The sequence below is a fragment of the Microbacterium sp. K27 genome, from assembly GCF_004794435.1.
GTDB lineage: Bacteria > Actinomycetota > Actinomycetes > Actinomycetales > Microbacteriaceae > Microbacterium > Microbacterium maritypicum_A.
The window spans coordinates 178,510-197,547 of record NZ_SSDK01000047.1 but is presented as its reverse complement, the minus strand read 5'-3'; the positions used below and the strand labels follow the sequence as shown (position 1 = coordinate 197,547).

Sequence of the window (19,038 nt, the reverse complement as noted above, 5' to 3'; positions counted from 1 at the left end):
TACATCGCAAGGATGATCCGCGGACTCCGCCCGCGGAACGGCGTTCAGGCGAGGCCGTGCTCGAACGCGAAGACCACCAGCTGTACGCGGTCGCGCAGCGCGAGCTTGCTGAGGATGCGGCTGATGTGGGTCTTCACGGTCGCCTCGCTCAGGTACTCCCGGCCGGCGATCTCGGCGTTCGAGAGCCCCCGGGCGGCGAGCGCGAAGATCTCCCGCTCGCGGTCCGTGAGGTCGGCGTACTGCGGCGGCACGGGCTTGGGTGCTTCGGCGAAGTGCTCGAACAGGTCGCGTGTCGCGGCGGCGGCGATCACGCTCGAGCCCGAGTGCACCGTGCGGATCGCGGCGAGCAGGAACTCCGGATCGGCATCCTTGAGGAGGAAGCCGCTCGCGCCCTGCCGGATGGCCCGTGCCGCCGCTTCGTCGAGGTCGAACGTCGTGAGCATGACGACGCGCGGCGGTTCCGGGCGTGCCAGGATCTCGGCGGTCGCCGTGAGCCCGTCCATGACCGGCATCCGGATGTCCATCAGCACCACGTCGGGCCGGGTCGTGCGGACGACCTCGAGCGCCTCCTTGCCGTCGCCGGCTTCTCCGACGACTTCGAGGTCGGGCTGGGAGGCGACGAGCATGCGGATCCCGGCACGGAAGAGCGCCTGGTCGTCGACGAGCACGACTCTGATCATTCGGAGACTCCGATCGGGAGCGTGGCGTGGACGACGAACTGTGCCCCTCGGCGCTCGGCTTGCAGACTACCGCCGACGAGCTGCGCACGCTCGCGCATGCCGATGACACCGTGCCCGCCGGGAGACACCGTCGCTTCCCCCGTGACGGTGTTGCGCACATCGACGTCGACGCGGTCCGCGAGCCAGGCGAGGTGCACGTCGACCGCGCCGTCCCCATGCCGGATCGCGTTCGTGAGCGCTTCCTGCAGGATGCGGTAGACCGCGAGCTGGATGGCCGCCGGCGGCTCCCCCGGCGGCATCGGGTCGACGGTGACCCGCGGTTCGATTCCGGCCTGCCGCACCTGCGAGAACAGCGCTTCGAGGTCGGCGAGCGTGGGCTGCGGGCCGTCGCCCTGCCGGTGCCGCAGCTGTGTGAGCAGCATCCGCACGTCGCTCAAGGCGCCACGCGCCGTCTGGGCGATGGTGCCGAGCGCCTCGGTCGCGAGTTCGGGCTTCACCGCGGCCGCGTACCTGGCCCCGTCGGCCTGCGCGATCACCACCGCGAGCGAGTGGGCGACCACATCGTGCATGTCGCGCGCGATCCGCACCCGCTCCTGCTCCTCCGCGGCGAGCGACTCCGCCTGCAGCTGGGCCGACCGGGTGCGGCGAGCGCGCAGGACGACGCGCCACAGCAGCCCGCACACCCAGGCGAACCCGAGCGCCATGACGGAGACGACGAGCAGCAGTGTGCCCGCGCTGACCTTCTCCCACCCGCTGCCCGTGCCGAAGGCGACGCCGTTGACGATGACCATGAACACGGCAGCGACCAGGCCGCCGAACAGCGCCGAACCGAATCCCCACCAGAGCACGCGGCGTGTGCCCCAGGCGGAGGTGGCGTACAGCACGAGCAGGATCGCGATGTCGATCGGCAACGGTCCGAACCCGGAGAGCATCTGCAGCACGGCGCCGGCCCATGCGGCAACGAGCGCCCACCCGGGGGCGAGCCGGCCGATGGCGACGCCGCCCGACATCAGGACGCTCGCGATGACAATGCCAGCGACCGCTGCTCCCCCGATCGCGGTGTTCCCCGTTCCGGGCCCGTAGAACACCAGCGACATCGGCACGAGCACGAGGAAGAGCAGCGCCGCCCCGACGATGTCGAGGATCAGCGCGGTGCGGGACAGCGGGCGGATCACTCCCCCACGCTACGCGAGGGGCCCTCGCGCCGGCATCCGTCGCGGGATGTATCCGCGTCCGTCAGGCGCGGGCGAGGATCTCGCCGTGCGGCACCAGATACCAGCCGTCGCCGTCGTCGGCCCAGCGCCTCCACGCATCGCTGATCTCCTGCAGATCGGCGCGCGTGGCCATGTCGCTGTCGACGAGCTGCCGCGCGAGGGCGGATTCGAGGATGCGGTCGGCCCACATCCCACCCCACCAGGCACGCTCGGCGGGTGACGAGTAGCACCACGTGGAGGCCGTCGCGGTGATATCGGCGAAGCCTGCGGCCCGCGCCCAGGACAGCAGACGGCGACCGGCGTCCGGCTCGCCGCCGTTGGCTCGTGCGGCCGCACGGTACAGCGCCAGCCAGCGGTCGAGCTCGGGCAGCACGGGGAACCAGAGGAAGCCCGCGTAGTCGGCATCGCGCGCGGCGACGATCCCGCCGGGAACAGTGACGCGGCGCATCTCCCGAAATGCCTGCACCGGGTCGCCGACGTGCTGCAGCACCTGATGCGCGTGCACGACGTCGAAGGAGTCGTCGGCGAAGCCCAGTGCGTGCACGTCCTCGACAGAGAAGTCGAGGTTCGTCAGGCCCCGGTCGGCCGCGAGTCCCTGGGAGAGCGACAGCGCATCCTCGTCGATCTCGGTCGCGGTCACGTGCGCGACGATGCCGGCGAAGTCGACCGTGATGCTGCCGGGGCCCGCGCCGACATCGAGAAGGCGGGTCGTGGACGTGAGGTGGGGGCGGAGGTACGCGGCCGAGTTCGCGATGTCGCGCACGTTGTGCGAGCGGAGGACGGATTCGTGATGTCCATGCGTGTACGAGGCCATGCGGTTCAGTCTGGCAGAGCCCGCCCTCAGTGCAGCTGCGCGACCATGCGGCGGATGGCCTCGCGGTCGGGTTTGCCGGAGGACAGCACCTCGATCTCGTCCACCATGATCAGACGGCCCGGTCGGGCATGCTTGCCGAGTTCGTCCTCGACCGCGTCGCGCGCCTGCTCGAGCTGCTCCGACTCGCTGCGACGCAGCACCTCGCCCCGGGCCGCGACGATCACGGACGCCTCGCCCCAGCGCTCGTCCTCCACGCCGACCACCACCGCCTCGTGCAGACCCGCGATCCGGCGGACGACCCGCTCGACACGATCGAGCGAGATGTTGATCCCTCCGGACACGATCACGTTGTCGGCACGGCCGTGCACCCGGACAACACCGTCTTCGACGAGACCGAGATCCCCGGTCCGGTACCAGCGGATGCCGTGCTCGTCGCGCACGAACGTGCGCGCGGTCAGCGATCCGTCACCGAGGTATCCCTCGGCGAGCATGGGGCCCGCGATACGCAGCTCGCCGTCGACCGTGCGCACGCCGACCGTGTCGAGAGGAACGCCGTCGTAGACGCAGCCGCCGCTGGTCTCGGTCGAACCGTAGGTGCGCACCAGACGCACCCCCAGATCGGCGGCACGCTCGCGCAACGGTTCGGGGAGCAATTGCCCGCCCACCAGGATCGCCCGGTAGGCCGTCAATGCGGCACGGACGGCGGTGTCGTCCGCGGCATCGAGCAGAGTCGCGACCTGCGCAGGAACGAGCGACGTGAACAGGTCCGGGACCCCGGCCCCTGGCGACAGCCGCAGCATCTCGAGGGTCGCCTCGGCGAACGATGTCGGCGAGAAGCGGCCCTCGATCCGCGCGGGCTGCGTGTCCGCGATGATCGAGCGCACCAGCACCTGCAGTCCCGCCACGTAGCCGGCGGGAAGGGCGAGCAGCCAGCGACCGCTCCCGATCCGCGCGGCCGTGGCCTCGGCGCTCGCCCGCAGGGCCTCCCCGCTGAGCGCGACCCGCTTCGGCACCCCACTCGACCCCGAGGTCGCGATCACGGCGGCGAGGCCGTCCGCCACGTCCTCCGGGGCGCCGGCCACCATCCCGAGCCCCAGCGCCGGACCGCCGTCGAGCGCGCGCTGCAGGGCATCTCGCAGGCGAACCGGATCTTCGGCATCCGTGGGGATCAGGGCGGTCATGCGCGTCTCCGACTCTGGGCTGCCCTGGTCAGTAGTGCCAGGGGAAGGACGACCAGTCCGGGTCGCGCTTCTCGAGGAACGAGTCGCGGCCCTCGACGGCTTCGTCGGTGCCGTAGGCGAGGCGGGTGGCCTCCCCCGCGAAGACCTGCTGGCCGACCAATCCGTCGTCGACCGCGTTGAAGGCGAACTTCAACATGCGGATCGCCGTGGGAGATTTCGTGAGTACGGTGCGCGCCATCTTCAGCGCCTCGCGCTCGAGCTCGGCATGCGGCACCACCCGGTTCACGGCGCCCATCTCGTAGGCACGCTGCGCCGAGTACTCCTCGGCGAGGAAGAACACCTCACGGGCGAACTTCTGACCGGTCTGGCGGGCCATGTACGCCGAGCCGTAGCCGGCGTCGAAGCTGCCGACATCCGCATCGGTCTGCTTGAAGCGCGCCTCTTCGGCCGAGGCGATGGTGAGATCGCACACCACGTGCAGGGAATGTCCGCCACCGGCAGCCCATCCCGGCACCACCGCGATGACGACCTTGGGCATGAAGCGGATGAGGCGCTGCACTTCGAGGATGTGCAGGCGGCCGACCGCTGCGCGGCTCGCCCCGTCGACGATCGCCGTCTCCGCGTCGGAGTACTTGTACCCGTCACGACCGCGGATGCGCTGGTCGCCGCCGGAGCAGAACGCCCAGCCGCCGTCCTTCGGGCTCGGTCCGTTTCCCGTGAGCAGCACCGCGCCGATGCGCGCATCCTGCCGGGCGATGTCGAGTGCGCGATAGAGCTCGTCGACGGTGTGCGGACGGAAGGCGTTGCGCACCTCCGGCCGGTTGAACGCGATGCGTGCGACACCGCCGTCTCGCGAGACGTGAGCGGTGATGTCGGTGTAGTCCTCCGCCCCGGGCGCGAGCACCCATTCGGCCGGGTCGAACAGATCGGAGACGAATGCGGTGGTCACGTATCCAGCCTATTCCTCGCGCCCACGCCGCGCCCGCCAGGTCTTCATCCAGCCGTCGACGATGTCCCAACCGACGCCCACCGCGATGCCGAACCCCAACAGGACGGCGAGGATGCGGAACACCCCGCCTTCGTCGGCCGACTCCGCCTGCCCTGACGCGAACTCCTCCCCGCCTGCTGCGGTGATCTGCGCGAGGAACTCCGGATTCACCAGGTCACCGGTCAGCAGCAGCACGAGAACCCAGGCGAGGAACGCGACGGCGAGCACCGTGTTCACCACGGCCAGTCCGGTGCTCCAGCGTCCCCTGCGGTAGAGGACGACGGCGAACACCGCCTCCGCGACGATGAGCAGTAACAGGACGCCGATCCCCCACGGCCACAACTGCGGATTCAAGATCGGCAACGCCCCGCCGTCGACGTGGACGAAACCACGGAAGCGATCCCAGAGGAGAGCACCGATCGCGATGCCGAGGAAGACGAGCGAGGCGATCAGCTCACTCCGCCCCACTCCCTTCTCTGTCGGCTCCGGCAGCTGATCCAGATCCCACTTCTCGATCGCGGTCGTGCTGTTCGAGCGCTCGAGGATGACGAACACGAGCGTGGTCCAGAAGCAGATGTGCAGGATCGCACCACCGGTCGCGAGGATCGAGGTCGAGATGATCTCCCCGACGGGGGCGTTGGAGATGGTCTGTCCCAGCGCGACGCCGCCCAGAACGCAGACGGGCACGATGATCAGCAGCAGCTTGAGCAGCCGCCACCAGGTCAAGTAGAAGCGCGGCCCGATGAGGTAGAGCGGGCGATCCGCGTAGCCTGCGGCCAGGATTCCCGGGTCGCCGAGTTCGGTGAGCACTGCGCGCTCTGCCGACTCCGGTGCCTCCCCCTGCTCGACCCTGGCCTCGATCGCGTCGGCGATGGAGGCCTCGAGCTCAGCGCGGACGTCGGCTTGGGCGTCGGGGCGCAGACTGCGGATCGTCGCGCTGATGTAGCGCTCGGTGAGTGTGAACGTCGTGGTCATGTCAGTTCTCCTCTGCGGTGAGGGACGCGATCGCGGTGGTGAGTGATCGCCATTCGTCGGTGAGGGTGTCGGCGAGGCGGATGCCGGCGTCGGAGGTGCGGTAGAACTTGCGGGGCCGCGCCTCGTCGGTGTTCCACTCGCTCGTGAGGTACTCCTGCTTCTCCAGGCGGCGGAGCAGCGGATAGAGGGTGTTCGCGTCGGTAGCGAAGCCGCGCTGCTCGAGCTGCTCGAGCAGCGAATAGCCGTACCCCGGCGTGCGCAGCAGCTGCAGGCAGGCGAGCACCACGGTGCCGCGCCGCAGTTCCTGCAGGTGCGTGTCGAGCGTCTCGTTCATGACGATCACATTACTGTGCGTCACACACCATTGTCAATCACACATTTATGCGCGATCCAAGGCGAGACAGGAGAGCATCGAGACGGGAAAGTGTCGAGGCGGGAAAGTACCGTGGAGACATGACGCTCGAGATCACGCGCATCGACCCGTTCGACGCCGCTGCGGTGGATGCCTGGTGGGACGCCTATGCGTCCGCCGAGCGCGCAGACCGCGGGGACGACATCCCCGTCTGGTCCCGGGAGGAGACCCGCAGCGAGCTGCAGCAGGAGTCACGGGTCAACGAGCGGCGCGCCTTCCTGCTGCACGACGACGGCCTCGTCGTGGGTGCCGCGAGCCTCACCCTCCCACTGAAGGACAACACGCACGTCGCCTACCTCGACATCGATGTGCCCCTCGCGCACCGACGGCGCGGAGTCGGGTCCGCCGCCCTCGCCTTCCTCGAAAGCGAAGCCGCGGCCGCCGGACGCACCACCGCGCAGGGCGACACCTCGTGGCGGTACGAGCTCGGCTCCGACGGCTCCGGCGACCCTGGCCGGGAGTTCGCTCGTCGACACGGCTACGCGCTCGCGCTCGGCGATGTGCAGAACAGGCTCACACTCCCCGTCGCGCCGACGGTGCTCGACGGCATCGATGCCGACATCGCCGCCGCGATCCAGGGCTACACGATCCGCAGCTGGGTCGGGCCGGTACCGGATGATGTCGTCGAAGGCTGGGCGATCCTCGATGCCTCGATCGACACCGAGGCGCCCAGCGGCGATCTCGACATCGAACCCGCGAAGCCCGATGTGGAGAGCATCCGCGAGCACGAGGACCTCCTCGTCCGGCAGAACCGCCTGTCGATCGGCACGATCGCCCTCGACCCGCGGGGCGAGGCGGTCGCCTACACGCAGCTGGTCGTGTCGGGGGACGACGGCAACGCCTACCAGTGGGGAACACTCGTACGTGGCTCGGATCGCGGCCACCGCCTCGGCACCGCGGTGAAGATCGCCAATCTCCGCCTGCTGCAGCACGCGGCGCCGCAGGCACGGGCGGTCTACACCTACAACGCCGAGTCGAATGCCCACATGCTCGCCGTCAACACCCTGCTCGGGTTCGCCCCCACCGAACGGATGGGCGAGTTGCAGAAACACCTGGCCTGACGTGCGGCGCTCAGAGACTCCGCGGGGACAGAATGGGCACATGATCCCGCCACTCGCAGACCTGCTCGACTCGGCCAGGGTCGTCGCCCTCCCGATGCACAGCCGCTTCCGTGGCGTGGACGTGCGGGAGGCCCTGCTCTTCGAGGGGCCGGAAGGGTGGGCGGAGTTCTCCCCATTCGTGGAGTACGAGGATGCGGAGGCGGCGACGTGGCTCGCCGCCGCGATCGACTATGCGTGGCGTGCGCAGCCGGAGCCGCTGCGCAACCGAGTCGGCGTGAACGCCACGGTGCCGGCGATCGATCCGGAGCGCGTGCCCGAGCTGCTGGCACGGTTCCCCGGATGCCGCACAGCCAAGGTCAAGGTCGCCGAACCGGGCCAGACCCTGGCCGACGACGTGGCGCGAGTGCGCGCCGTGCGGGAGGTCATGGGGCCGGAGGGACGCGTCCGCGTCGACGCGAACGGCGCGTGGAACGTCGACGAGGCCGAGCACGCAGTGCACGCGCTCGGCGAGTACGACCTGGAATACGTGGAACAGCCGTGCGCGACGGTGCCGGAGCTGGCGGAACTGCGCCGGCGCGTGAAGTACATGGGCATCCCGGTGGCGGCCGACGAGAGCGTGCGCAAGTCGACCGACCCGCTCGCGGTCGCACGTGCCGGCGCCGCGGATCTGCTCGTGATCAAGGCCCAGCCGCTGGGCGGCATCACCCACGCCCTGCAGATCGTCACCGCCGCGGGGTTGCCCGTCGTGGTCTCCAGTGCGCTGGACACGGCGGTCGGCCTGTCACAGGGGGCCGCACTCGCTGCCGCGCTCCCGTCGCTCGACTACGACTGCGGGCTCGGCACGGCGTCGCTCTTCCTCGACGACGTGGCGGACCTGCGTCCCGTCGACGGCACGATCCCGGTCGGCCACGTGACGCCCGATGCCGAGTCCCTCAACCGTCTCGCCGCGTCGGACGAGCGTCGCGAGTGGTGGTTCGCCCGACTCGCCCGCTGCCACTACGAGCTCTCGAGCAGCGCGCACTGAGCAGGGTGGACCTCTCCACCTCCACCCCGGCGAACTTGCGGACTACTGCTCGATGAGCAGCTGCACCAGACGACCGAGCTCTTCGCCACCGGAGTGCCGCAGCTGGGCGTCATCCTGGCCCGCCATGGCGCCGCGCACGGTCATGCCCTCCCAGATGATCATGAGCATGCGGGCAGCCGTCTCGGCCGGAAGGCGAAGGCGCAGCAGGCCGGCGGTGACGATGTCGTCGACGATCTGCGCGATGCTCGAGACCATCTCGCGCTCCTGCGCGAGGTAGGCCTCGCCGAACTTCGCGTCGCGCAGTGCACGGATACGGATCTCGCTGAGCAGCATGACACCGAGACGGTCGTCTCCGCCGAGCTCCATGATCTGCTGCACGAGGTCGATCGGATCGCACCCCTCGACCAGGGCACCGGCGGCCGTCAGCTCCTCGACGCGGGTGCGCACCGCGTTCACGCGCACCTCGGAGACGCTGGCGGCGAGCATGAGGAACAGCTCGTCCTTGGACTCGAAGTTCGAGTAGAACGCACCGCGGGTGAACCCGGCACGCTCGCAGACGGCCTCCACCGACGCTCCATCGAGCCCGACTTCGGCGAAGACCTGCGCCGCCGCCTCGAGCAGGCGGGCTCGCGTGTTCTCGCGGCTGCGGGTTGCGGGTGTCGACATCGAAACCTCCTGACCCTTCACTCTCGCATGATTCACACCCCGCACACAGGCTTGGCCGGGCGGGTCACCTTACGATACATCTATGTATTGGATACACCTGTGTATCCACCCCGCACCCCTCGGAGGAACGCGTGTCCACACTTTTGTCCTCACTCGGACGCTGGTCCTTCCGGCACCCGTGGCGGGTCCTCGTGTCCTGGCTGCTCGCGCTCGGCCTCGCCGGCGCCGGAGCGCTCGTGCTGGGCGCGGGAACCGACAACACGTTCTCCATCCCCGGGACGGAGTCGCAGGCGGGGCTCGAGCAGCTCTCCCGCTCGTTCCCGCAGGTGAGCGGCACGAACGCGCAGTTCATCGTGGTCGCGGCCGACGGCGACAAGATCACGGATGACGAGTACCGGGACGACATCGAGGGCGCGGTCGACGAGCTGAGCGACCTCGACGGTGTTCTCGCGGCCACCTCGCCGTACGACGAGATGGTCAAGGGCATGATCAACGACGACGACACCGCCGCCATCGTGCGCGTGCAGTTCGACGGCGAGTCCACCGACGTCTCGGACGAGACGAAGGATGCGCTGCGTTCGGTCGTGAGCGACCTCGACGCCGAGCTCCCCGCGGGCTCGCAGACCTCGCTCGGCGGCGACCTCTTCGCGATCTCCATCCCCGGCGTCACGCTCACCGAGGCAGTCGGACTGCTCATCGCCCTGCTCGTGCTGATCGTCACGTTCCGCTCGTTCGTGGTGGCGGGCCTCCCCCTGCTCACCGCGATCCTCGGCGTCGGCATCTCGATGGCCGGCATCTTCACCGCGACCGCCTTCGCGACCGTCTCCTCGACCACCCCGCTGCTGGCGCTCATGCTCGGGCTCGCGGTCGGCATCGACTACGCGCTGTTCATCATGGCTCGACATCAGGATCAGGTGCGCGCGGGCGTGGACCCGGAGGAGTCCGCCTCGCGCGCCGTCGGAACCGCAGGCTCCGCTGTCGTGTTCGCGGGCGTCACTGTGCTCATCGCGCTGATCGGCCTCGGCTTCGCGGGTATCCCGTTCCTGACCACGATGGGCATCGCCGCCTCCGCCGCGGTCGCCGTCGCCGTGGCGATCGCCGTGACCCTCACCCCGGCTCTGCTCGGCTTCATGAAGGGCAGGGTCGTCGGCCGCCCGAAGAAGGTCAAGGCGTCGAAGGCGAAGAAGAGCACCGCCTCCGACGCGTCGGAGGAGCCGAAGGACGTCGTCGCCCCGGTGAAGGGCAGCGCCCGCTGGGTCGGCGGCGTCATGAAGCACCCCGTGCTGGTTTCTCTCGCCGTCGTCCTGGGACTCGGGATCGTGGCCGTTCCCGCGCTGAGCCTCGACCTCGCGCTGCCGAATGCCGGTGTGCTCCCGAAGGACTCCGAGGCCCGCCAGAACTACGACCTCGTCGGGGAGCAGTTCGGCCCCGGGTTCAACGGTCCGCTGATCCTCACCGGCACGATCGTCACCTCCACCGATCCGCTCACCCTGATGGAAGATCTCGGCGACGCCGTGGCGAAGGTCCCCGGCGTCAAGGAGGTCGCCCTCGCGACGCCGAACGAGACGGCCGACACCGGTATCGTGCAGATCATCCCGGAGACCGCCCCCGACGACCCGGCGACCGCCGATCTCGTGCGCGAGCTGCGCAGCCATCACGACGAATGGCTCGACGAGTTCGGCATCGACCTCAAGGTCACCGGGTTCACGGCCGTCGGCATCGACATCTCCGACCAGCTCGGGAACGCGCTCTTGCCCTTCGGCATCTTCGTGATCGGCCTCTCGCTGATCCTGCTGACCATCGTGTTCCGCTCGCTCTGGGTGCCGATCACTGCCGCCGTCGGCTACCTGCTGTCGATCGTCGCCGCCTTCGGCGTGGTGGGCGCGGTGTTCGAGTGGGGCTGGTTCGCCGATCTGCTGCACGTCGCCAAGGTCGGGCCGATCATCAGCTTCATGCCGATCATCCTGATGGGCGTGCTGTTCGGTCTCGCGATGGACTACCAGGTGTTCCTGGTCTCCCGCATGCGCGAGGACTTCGTGCATGACAAGGACGCGACGAGCCCGAACCGTGCCACCCGGCGGGCCGCCGCGCTCCGGGCCGTGCGCAGCGGCTTCACCGGCTCGGCGAAGGTCGTCACCGCGGCCGGGCTCATCATGTTCGCGGTCTTCGTCGCGTTCGTCCCCGAGGGCGACTCGTCGCTCAAACCGATCGCACTCGGCCTCGCCGCCGGTATCGCATTCGACGCCTTCCTGGTGCGCATGACGCTGATCCCCGCCCTCATGGCGATCCTGGGCGAGCGTGCCTGGGAGCTCCCGCGCTGGCTGGAGAAGATCCTCCCCCGCGTCGACGTCGAAGGCGAGGCGGTCGAACGCGAACGCCACCTGGCCGCCTGGCCCGGCGACGGATCGGTCGTCGCGGCCGACGACCTCGAGATCAGCGCAGATGCGCCGCTCGTCGAGGGCCTGTCGATGCGCATCGCCGAGGGCGGTGCGGTCATCGCGACGGGCGGGGATCTGCGGACTCGTCGGGCCCTGGCCCTCACGGTCGCCGGACGCCTCGTGCCGACGGACGGGAAGCTCCGCGTCGCGGGACACCTGCTCCCCGGTCGTGCGGCCTGGGTGCGCGCGCACGTCGGCTGCGTGCTGGTCGACGACGCGGATGCCGCACTCGGCGACCTCTCCGAAGCGCTCCGTGGGAAGTCGCAGATCGTCGTGATCGACGGACTCGACCGCCTGACAGGTGGCCAGCGTGACCAGGCGACGGCCATGCTGCGCGATGCCGCGGCCTCCCGCACGCTCGCGGTGTTCGCCACCGCCTCCGATGCCGACTCGGCACGTGCCGTCCTCGCCGAGGCCGGATGGCCCGACCCCCAGACTCTCGACACGCGTGCTCCTCGCCGGAGTACCGCAGATTCCACCGAGGTGACCGCATGACCCTCCCCATCGAGCGCGCGCGCTCCCGCAAGCCCATCACCTGGCTGACCATCCTCGGCGTGCTGCTGCTGCCGGCTGCGGTGGGCGGCATCCTCGTCGCTGCGCTGCAGAACCCGACCGAACGCCTGGACTCGATGACCGCGGCCATCGTCAACCTCGACGAGCCCGTGACCATCGACGGTCAGATGACTCCCCTCGGACGCCAGCTCGCTTCGGGTCTAGTGGAGGGGTCGGACGACCTCGATTCGAACCTCACGTGGGTGATCTCGAACAAGGACGACGCCGCCGACGGTCTCGCCGACGGCTCCTACCAGGCCGTCATCACCATCCCCGAGGACTTCTCGTCCGCTGCCACCTCCGCCGGCACCGCGATCTCCGACGGCGGAGGAAAGGCCGAGCAGGCCACCATCACCGTCACGACCCCGGAGGACGGACTCGTCGCCGACGACCTCATCACCGGGCAGATCGCGGACGTCGCCGCCTCGACCATGGGCACGATGCTCTCCGAGGCGACGACCGAGAACATCCTCGTCGGCTTCACCACCATCGGCGACCAGATCGGCGAGGCGGCAGACGGCGCCGTGAAGCTCGCGAACGGCGCGCGCGATGCCGCCACCGGAGCGGCAGCGATCCCCGAAGGCGCCACGAAGCTGGCCTCCGGTGCGGGTGAGCTCGGGACGGGGGCATCGTCGCTCGCCTCCGGGCTCGACACGATCGCGGGCAAGACGCGCGAGGCTGCGGCCGGCGCGGGTGCGATCGGGGCCGGACTGACCGATGGCGGCGCGCAGCTGCAAGGAAGCGTCGCCGGGGTTCAGCAGCTCGTCGGCGGGATCCAGAGCGCCTCGGCATCCGCACGCTCCGCCGCAGACGACTCGGTCGCTCTCGCCCAGCAGCTGGGCGGAATGGCGCAGGCCGCCTGCACACCGCCCGTCGCGGACCAGGCCGAGTGCGCGCTCTACACCTCCCTCGCAACGCAGGCCGGCTCCGTCGCGACGGATGCCGGCACGGCATCCGGCATCCTCAACGCGCCCGAGGTCGCGAATGGCGTCGCCGCCCTCCCCGGTACGTTCACGACGCTGGCCTCCAGCATGTCGCAGGCCGGAGCAGGCGCCACCCAGCTCGCAGGCGGCCTCACCCAGCTCGCCGACCAGGGCATCGGAGCGTCGGCCACCGGCGCCCGCGGCCTCGCCTCCGGCGCGACCCAGCTCTCCGGCGGAGCGACCGCCCTCGCCGACGGAGCCACCGAACTGACCACCGGGCTCGACACCCTGGCGACCGGCACAGGTGACCTCGCAGGCGGGCTGCGCACGGCATCCGATTCCCTGCCCTCGTTCAGCGACACCGAGTCGAAGTCGCTCGCCTCGGTGATCGCCGACCCGGTGTCGTCGAACTCGTCGATGAACACCATCTTCGGCCCGACGGCGATCCCGCTGCTCGCGGCGGTCGTGCTCTGGTTCGGCGGTCTCGCGTCGTTCGTGGTGATGCGCGCGCACACCGCTCGCACCCTCACCTCGCGCCGGTCATCCGCTACTCTCGCGCTGCGGGCCTTCGCCCCGGCCGCGCTGGTCGGTGCGGCTCAGGGCCTCCTGGTGTCGCTGATCGTGCAGATCGTGGCGAGCTATGACGCCGGCACCTGGTGGGCGTTCGCGGGCACGGCCGTGCTCGCCGGTGTGGTGTTCGCCGCCGTGAACCAGGCCCTCGTCGCCCTGTTCGGCGGCGTCGGGCGCTGGATCTCCGCCCTCGTCGGAGTGCTCGCGGTCGCGACCGGCCTGATCTCGACCGTGCCGGACTGGCTGGCTGGCATCGGAGCCGCCCTCCCGACGGCTCCGGCCTTCGCGGGGCTGATCACGCCGAGCGGTTCCGCGGTCGCGGCACTCGTTGTCTGGGGCGTGCTGTCGCTCGTGGCCACGACGCTCGCGGTGACGCTGCGACGCACGACCTCGGCCAAGGCGGTCCTCGCCACGGCCTGACGTCGTCCGCACCTCCCTGCCAAAACGGAGACCACCAGTGCCCGGCCCGGCGCGTCGATGCATGACGCGCCGGGCCGCGCCTGTGACCGTCTCCGTTTCGGCACGCGTCGCCCGCGACCTAGGATCCTGACATGCGTCGACCGTTCATGGACACCCCCGACCAACTCGCGAGCCTCGAGGGGCAGCAGTACCTCGTGCTCCGGCCCTCCGGTGCGGTCGCCGAGGTCTATCGGAAGATCCAGGAGACCGCGCTCGATCGCCTCGGTATCCCGGCGCGGCGTCCGCACACCGGACACGTCACGCTCCGGGGGTTCTTTGAGCCCGAGCGGCGCGAGGAACTCGCCGCGCTGATCCGCACCTGGGCGGCACAGCAAGAACCGATCGAGGTGAGCGCCGAGGCCGTCGACGAGTTCCCCCTGCCCTGGCAGATCCTGATCGTGCGCCTCGCCCGGAGCGCCTCGCTCATCTCGGCATACTCGACCCTGACTGCCGCGCTGGACGCCACGGACTACCGCCGCCTCGGCGAACTCCCGCTGGCCGACTGGACGTTCCACCTGTCGGTGCTCTACGGCAAGACCCTCGACGCGGCCGACTGGTCGCGGTTCGTGAAAGCCGAGGTCCGCCCGCTCTCACCCGCGCCCACCGAGGTCATCGCCGAAGCAGAGCTGGTCTGGTACGAAGACGGCATCGAGTACGCCGAGGTCCTCCCTCTCGGCGGCTGACCCTCGGCCCAGCTCGCCCCTCGGCCAAAACAGAGACCTCCCGCACCCCGCCCCACGTGTCTTGTTCAGACGCGCCGGGACGAAGCCGGGAGGTCTCCGTTTTCGCAGCCGGAGGCAGACTCAGCTCAGGCCGGAGTAGGCGTGCAGGCCCTTGAAGAAGACGTTCACGATCGTGAAGTTGAAGATCACAGCGGAGAACCCGACGATCGCCAGCCAGGCCGAGGGGTTGCCGCGCCAGCCGCGCGTCGCACGGGCGTGGATGTATCCGGCGTAGATGACCCAGATCACGAAGGTCCAGGTCTCCTTGACGTCGAAGCCCCAGAAACGGCTCCAGGCGTAGTAGGCCCAGATGGACCCCGCGATGAGCGTGAAGGTCCAGAGGATGAAGCCGATGATGGTGAACATGTACGCCAGGCTCTCCAGGCGCACGGCGTTCGGGAAGGTACGGAGGAAGCCGGGCCCGGTCTTCTTCGCGCCTTCGCCGAGAAGTCGCTCACGTCGCGACTGCATCAGCTGGATCACCGACAGTGCGAATGCGAGGGCGAAGAACGCCGTCGCGACCGAGGCCACGAACACGTGGATGACGAGCCACACGCTCTTCAGCGGGTCCATCAGCGGCGAGACATCGACGTAGAAGTTCGTCGCACCGAGGCCGAGCAGCACCACGACGAGGCCGGTGATGAAGGTACCGAGGAAGCGCAGGTCGATGCGAGTGAGCACGACGAGGTACACCGCGATGATGAGCAGCGTGCCCATCATCGCGAACTCGTACAGGTTGGCCCACGGCACCCGGCCTGCCGCGATGCCACGGGTGACCGCGGCGGCGAGGTGGAAGAGGAAACCGAGCACGGTCAGGGAGGTGCCGATCCGGGCCATCACGTATCGCTGCGGAGCGGCGTCTGCCACGGGAGCGCCGGTGGATGCGGTGATGCTGCCGCCACCGGCCCCGACGAGCACAGACTCGCGCACGTTCTGCGCATCGGCCGTCGCCTGCGAGCGCCGCGCGAGATCGAAGGCGTACGCCACGAAGGCCGCCGCGTAGATCGCGATCGCCGTCCAGAGCAGGACCGGCGAGATCACGTTGAGCTCGAGCATGGTGTCAGTCTACTTTCCGGGTGTCGGTTGCCGGGGCTTCCGGCTCGGCGGACTCGTCCGCGGGATCATCGATCGGTGGGCGCGCCGTGGTGCCCCCGGCCGCATCGAGCAGTCGGGCGTGACCGGCGACGAGGTCTTCCACGGCTGCCGCGAGCGTCGGGTCTTCCCCTCGCGCGAGGGCCGCGTACTCGAGGGCGATCTCGCCATCGTGCGCCGTGGCCTTGACCCACACGCGTCGGCGCGGAACGAACAGCGCGATCATGAGGCCGCCGAGGGCGAGCAGCGCGAAGCCGAGCACCCACACTCCGGACTCGTCGCGGTGGATCTGCAGCGAGGCGAAACGCTTCACCGACTCAGAGGCATCCGTCGCGCCGGCCGGCGACTCGTCCTCGAAGGTCACCGAGCCGAGGCCGTTGGGCAGCTGCGCGGTCTGTCCGGGGGCCAGCTCGATCGACTTCACGTCGGTGGTGCGGCCGGTGAGCTTTGTCATCCCGGTGGTGTCGAGCACGTAGACCGAGCGCGGCACGCCCTCGTTGATGCCGAGGTCGCCCGTGTACACGTCTAGCGTGAGCGTCGGGTTCGTGAGGTCGCCGTACGCGGAGAAGAACGCGCCGCTCTCGAGCACACCCGTCGTCGGGTAGAAGAATCCGACCAGGCCGACCTGCTCGGCCAGCCCGTCCGGCACCTTGAGCACGCCCAGCGAGGTCATGTTGTTGTCCTGCGGGAGGAACGGGGTGCTGTTCGTGAACACCACGTTGCCTTCGGGGTCGCGCACGGTCACGGTCGGCGCGTAGCCGTTGCCGAGCAGGAAGACGTCGTCGTCGGCCACCCCGAGCGGCTCGTTGACCTTGACGGACCCCGTGCGCTCCTCCCCGTTCTCCTGCACCGTGACGTTGGCGGAGAAGTCGCCGGCCTGTCCGGAGCCGGGCTCGCCGAACGGCTGATACGTCACATCGAACGAGTCGAGGCGCATCGAGTACGGGGCGAACGCATCGTCACCCACGAAGCGACCGCGGTTCATCGAGTCGTAGTCGAGGAGCGTGTTGGCGAACGTCTCCCCCTCCACCAGCACGCGCTGACCGGTGTACGAGAAGCCGCCGCCGATGCCGACCGTGACCAGCACGCCCACGAGCGCGAGGTGGAAGATCAGGTTGCCGGTCTCGCGCCAGTAGCCGCGCTCGGCGGAGACCGAGAACGTGCGTCCGCGGTCGTAGCGCTCCACCCGGTAACCGAGGGCCTTCAGCTGTTTCGTCGCGACGTCGATGGACGCGGCCGCCTCCGCTTCGGCGTCACCGGTCCTGGTGCCCGAGTCCGCGGACGGATCGCGCGTGATCGCACGGTAGTCCTCGAGTCGCTGCAGTCGAGCGGGAGTGCGCGGCGGACGCGCGCGCAGTGCCTTGGCGTGGTGCTTGATGCGCGGGATCACACACCCGACGAGCGAAGCGAACAGCAGCAGGTAGATCGCCGAGAACCACGGCGACAGGTACACATCGAACAGCTTCAGCCCGTCGAGCACCGGGAAGAGGTCGGGGTTGTCGCGCTCCCACTGCGTGACGCCGTTCGGGTCGGCCATCCGCTGCGGGAAGATCGAGCCCGGGATCGCGGCGATCGCGAGCACGAGCAGCAGGATGAGCGCCGTGCGCATCGAGGTCAGCTGACGCCAGCCCCAGCGCAGCCAGCCGACGAACCCCAGCCGCGGCTGGGTGATCGAGTCGTCGCCGTCGACGTGGTCGGACGGGCGGAGCGGATCGCTGGAGTCGCTGTTCGCGGCACCCTTGTTCTTGGTCATGGCCTTCTCAGTGCGGGGGTTCTTGTCGGAGCTGGTGGACGTCGTGGAGCGATCAGAGCGGGAGGATGACACTTCCGATCACCGCCGTCAGGCGCGACATGATGTCGGTCCAGAGGCCGGTCACCATCAGGATGCCCAGCAGGATCAGCATCACGCCGCCGACGATGTTGACGACCCGGACGTGGCGGCGGAGGAAGCCGACCGCTTTCGTCGCCCAGCCGAAGCCGAGGGCGACGAGCAGGAACGGGATCCCGAGGCCCAGCGAATAGGCCAGGCCGAGGAAACCTGCGCGCACCGGATCGCCGGCGTTGAAGGAGAGGGCGAGGATGGCCGCGAGCGTCGGCCCCATGCACGGTGCCCAGCCGATCCCGAGCGCCACCCCGAGGAGCGGCGCACCGACGATCCCCGCCTTGGAGTCGACGTGGAAGCGGAACTCCTTCTGCGCGAAGCCGAAGAGGCCGAGGAACACGAGGCCCATCGCGATGATGACCACGCCCAGGATGCGGGTGATGAGGTCGCCCCACTGCAGCAGGAAGACCCCGGCCGTTCCGCCGAGCACGGTGTAGAGGATGAAGACGATCGTGAACCCGAGGATGAACAGCAGCACGCCCCCGACGAGCCGCCCCCTCGTCGCGGTTTCGGTGGTCTGCGTCTTCGTCCCGCCTTCCGCACCGGCAGCAGCGGTCGACCGAGGCGCGACGGCACCGCCGAGGAAGCCGAGGTAGCCGGGGACGAGCGGGAGCACGCACGGGGAGAGGAACGAGACGAGTCCCGCGAGCATCGCCACCGGGATCGCGATCCAGAGGGCCCCGGATCCGATGATCGCTTCGGGATTCACGACGTTCGCCGGGTGGTCACGACGTCTCCGCGAGGGCGTCCTTGACGAGCGTGGAGAGGATCGACTTGCCGTCGATCGGGCCGATGATGCGCGCGGCGACCCGGCCCTGCTTGTCGAGCACGAGGGTCGTCGGCGTCGCGGCGATCGGCGTCTCCTTCGCGAAGGCGAGCTTGGCCTGGGCGGTGTCGACGTCGATCAGGCTCGGGTACGTGACACCGTACTCGTTCGCGAAGGCCACTGCCGTGTCCGCCTGGTCACGGGTGTTGATGCCGATGAACGCGACGTCCTGATCGCGGAAGTCCTGCCAGACACCTTCCAGATCGGCTGCTTCGAGGCGGCACGGCGCGCAGCCGGCGTACCAGAAGTTGACGACAGCGACCTGTCCGGCGATGTCGGCGCTGTCGAACTCCTCGCCCTTCTCGGTCACTCCGCTGAAGACGACGGGTTCACCGCGCTCGGAGACCGGGATCTCGACGATCGCCCCGTCGGCGGCGACATAACCGGTGTTCTCGCCGTTCAGGAACGATTCACTGACCGGATCGGGAGCGCAGGCGCTCAGACCGATGGCGAGCACCGCAGCGAGCGCGGCACCGACCGCACGGCGCGAGCGCCGTGTGCGGGAGGAGCGGCCGCTGCGGATCGGACGGACCGTCGATTCGCTTGGCACGACTCCGAG

General features: G+C 69.6%; 17 protein-coding genes. 5 read left to right on the top strand and 12 right to left on the bottom strand.

Going from position 1 to position 19,038, the window contains the following annotated elements; genetic code table 11:
* Positions 1–44: 44 nt before the first annotated feature.
* From DW307_RS17750 to DW307_RS17720, 7 genes are all read right to left on the bottom strand, one after another.
* Positions 45–680, bottom strand: a complete 636-nt coding sequence (locus tag DW307_RS17750; protein WP_021198993.1) for a response regulator — start codon at positions 678–680, stop codon at positions 45–47.
* Positions 677–1,855, bottom strand: coding sequence for a sensor histidine kinase (locus DW307_RS17745; RefSeq protein ID WP_136025350.1), 1,179 nt, complete (start codon positions 1,853–1,855; stop codon positions 677–679). The genes DW307_RS17750 and DW307_RS17745 overlap by 4 nt, the downstream gene beginning before the upstream one ends.
* A gap of 61 nt (positions 1,856–1,916) precedes the next feature.
* The gene (locus DW307_RS17740) at positions 1,917–2,708 is read right to left on the bottom strand and encodes a class I SAM-dependent methyltransferase (RefSeq protein ID WP_029259792.1); all 792 of its coding nucleotides are present in this window, start codon (positions 2,706–2,708) and stop codon (positions 1,917–1,919) included.
* Positions 2,709–2,734: 26 nt separating this feature from the next.
* Entirely contained in the window at positions 2,735–3,889 is a 1,155-nt protein-coding gene (locus DW307_RS17735) for an AMP-binding protein (protein WP_029259791.1), read from the bottom strand.
* A gap of 28 nt (positions 3,890–3,917) precedes the next feature.
* On the bottom strand, positions 3,918–4,838 hold the full coding sequence (locus DW307_RS17730) for a 1,4-dihydroxy-2-naphthoyl-CoA synthase (protein WP_021198989.1): 921 nt from the start codon (positions 4,836–4,838) through the stop codon (positions 3,918–3,920).
* A 9-nt stretch (positions 4,839–4,847) separates the two neighbouring features.
* Positions 4,848–5,852: a permease prefix domain 1-containing protein gene (locus DW307_RS17725; protein WP_136025349.1), complete on the bottom strand. Its 1,005-nt coding sequence runs from the start codon at positions 5,850–5,852 to the stop codon at positions 4,848–4,850.
* Position 5,853: 1 nt separating this feature from the next.
* Entirely contained in the window at positions 5,854–6,186 is a 333-nt protein-coding gene (locus DW307_RS17720) for a PadR family transcriptional regulator (protein WP_029259789.1), read from the bottom strand.
* Between the two features lie 119 nt (positions 6,187–6,305).
* On the opposite strand from DW307_RS17720, the gene DW307_RS17715 reads away from it, so the two are divergent.
* Both DW307_RS17715 and DW307_RS17710 read left to right on the top strand, forming a co-directional pair.
* Positions 6,306–7,325, top strand: coding sequence for a GNAT family N-acetyltransferase (locus tag DW307_RS17715; protein WP_136025348.1), 1,020 nt, complete (start codon positions 6,306–6,308; stop codon positions 7,323–7,325).
* 40 nt (positions 7,326–7,365) lie between these two features.
* Positions 7,366–8,349: an o-succinylbenzoate synthase gene (locus DW307_RS17710; RefSeq protein ID WP_136025347.1), complete on the top strand. Its 984-nt coding sequence runs from the start codon at positions 7,366–7,368 to the stop codon at positions 8,347–8,349.
* A gap of 42 nt (positions 8,350–8,391) precedes the next feature.
* Here DW307_RS17710 and DW307_RS17705 read toward each other — a convergent pair whose 3' ends face one another.
* The gene (locus tag DW307_RS17705; protein ID WP_029259786.1) at positions 8,392–9,015 is read right to left on the bottom strand and encodes a TetR/AcrR family transcriptional regulator; all 624 of its coding nucleotides are present in this window, start codon (positions 9,013–9,015) and stop codon (positions 8,392–8,394) included.
* Between the two features lie 131 nt (positions 9,016–9,146).
* Between DW307_RS17705 and DW307_RS17700 the strand changes: the two genes are divergently transcribed.
* The 3 genes from DW307_RS17700 (at position 9,147) to DW307_RS17690 (ending at position 14,640) form a co-directional block, all read left to right on the top strand.
* A complete protein-coding gene (locus DW307_RS17700; RefSeq protein ID WP_136025346.1) occupies positions 9,147–11,948 on the top strand; it encodes an MMPL family transporter in 2,802 nt (933 codons plus the stop codon).
* On the top strand, positions 11,945–13,918 hold the full coding sequence (locus DW307_RS17695) for a YhgE/Pip domain-containing protein (RefSeq protein WP_136025345.1): 1,974 nt from the start codon (positions 11,945–11,947) through the stop codon (positions 13,916–13,918). The genes DW307_RS17700 and DW307_RS17695 overlap by 4 nt, the downstream gene beginning before the upstream one ends.
* Positions 13,919–14,049: 131 nt before the next feature.
* Complete coding sequence (locus DW307_RS17690; RefSeq protein ID WP_231479854.1) at positions 14,050–14,640, top strand: 2'-5' RNA ligase family protein; 591 nt, start codon at positions 14,050–14,052, stop codon at positions 14,638–14,640.
* Between the two features lie 120 nt (positions 14,641–14,760).
* On the opposite strand, the gene ccsB is transcribed toward DW307_RS17690, so the two are convergent.
* From ccsB to DW307_RS17670, 4 genes are read right to left on the bottom strand one after another with little or no spacing between them, the layout of a single operon-like run.
* Positions 14,761–15,735, bottom strand: a complete 975-nt coding sequence (ccsB, locus tag DW307_RS17685) for a c-type cytochrome biogenesis protein CcsB (protein ID WP_021198980.1) — start codon at positions 15,733–15,735, stop codon at positions 14,761–14,763.
* Positions 15,736–15,739: 4 nt separating this feature from the next.
* Positions 15,740–17,524, bottom strand: coding sequence for a cytochrome c biogenesis protein ResB (resB, locus tag DW307_RS17680; protein ID WP_081859705.1), 1,785 nt, complete (start codon positions 17,522–17,524; stop codon positions 15,740–15,742).
* 52 nt (positions 17,525–17,576) lie between these two features.
* On the bottom strand, positions 17,577–18,362 hold the full coding sequence (locus tag DW307_RS17675; RefSeq protein WP_029265955.1) for a cytochrome c biogenesis CcdA family protein: 786 nt from the start codon (positions 18,360–18,362) through the stop codon (positions 17,577–17,579).
* 16 nt (positions 18,363–18,378) lie between these two features.
* Positions 18,379–19,029 carry a TlpA family protein disulfide reductase gene (locus tag DW307_RS17670; protein ID WP_021198977.1) on the bottom strand — a complete coding sequence of 217 codons (651 nt, stop codon included), beginning with the start codon at positions 19,027–19,029 and terminating at the stop codon, positions 18,379–18,381.
* Positions 19,030–19,038 lie beyond the last annotated feature (9 nt).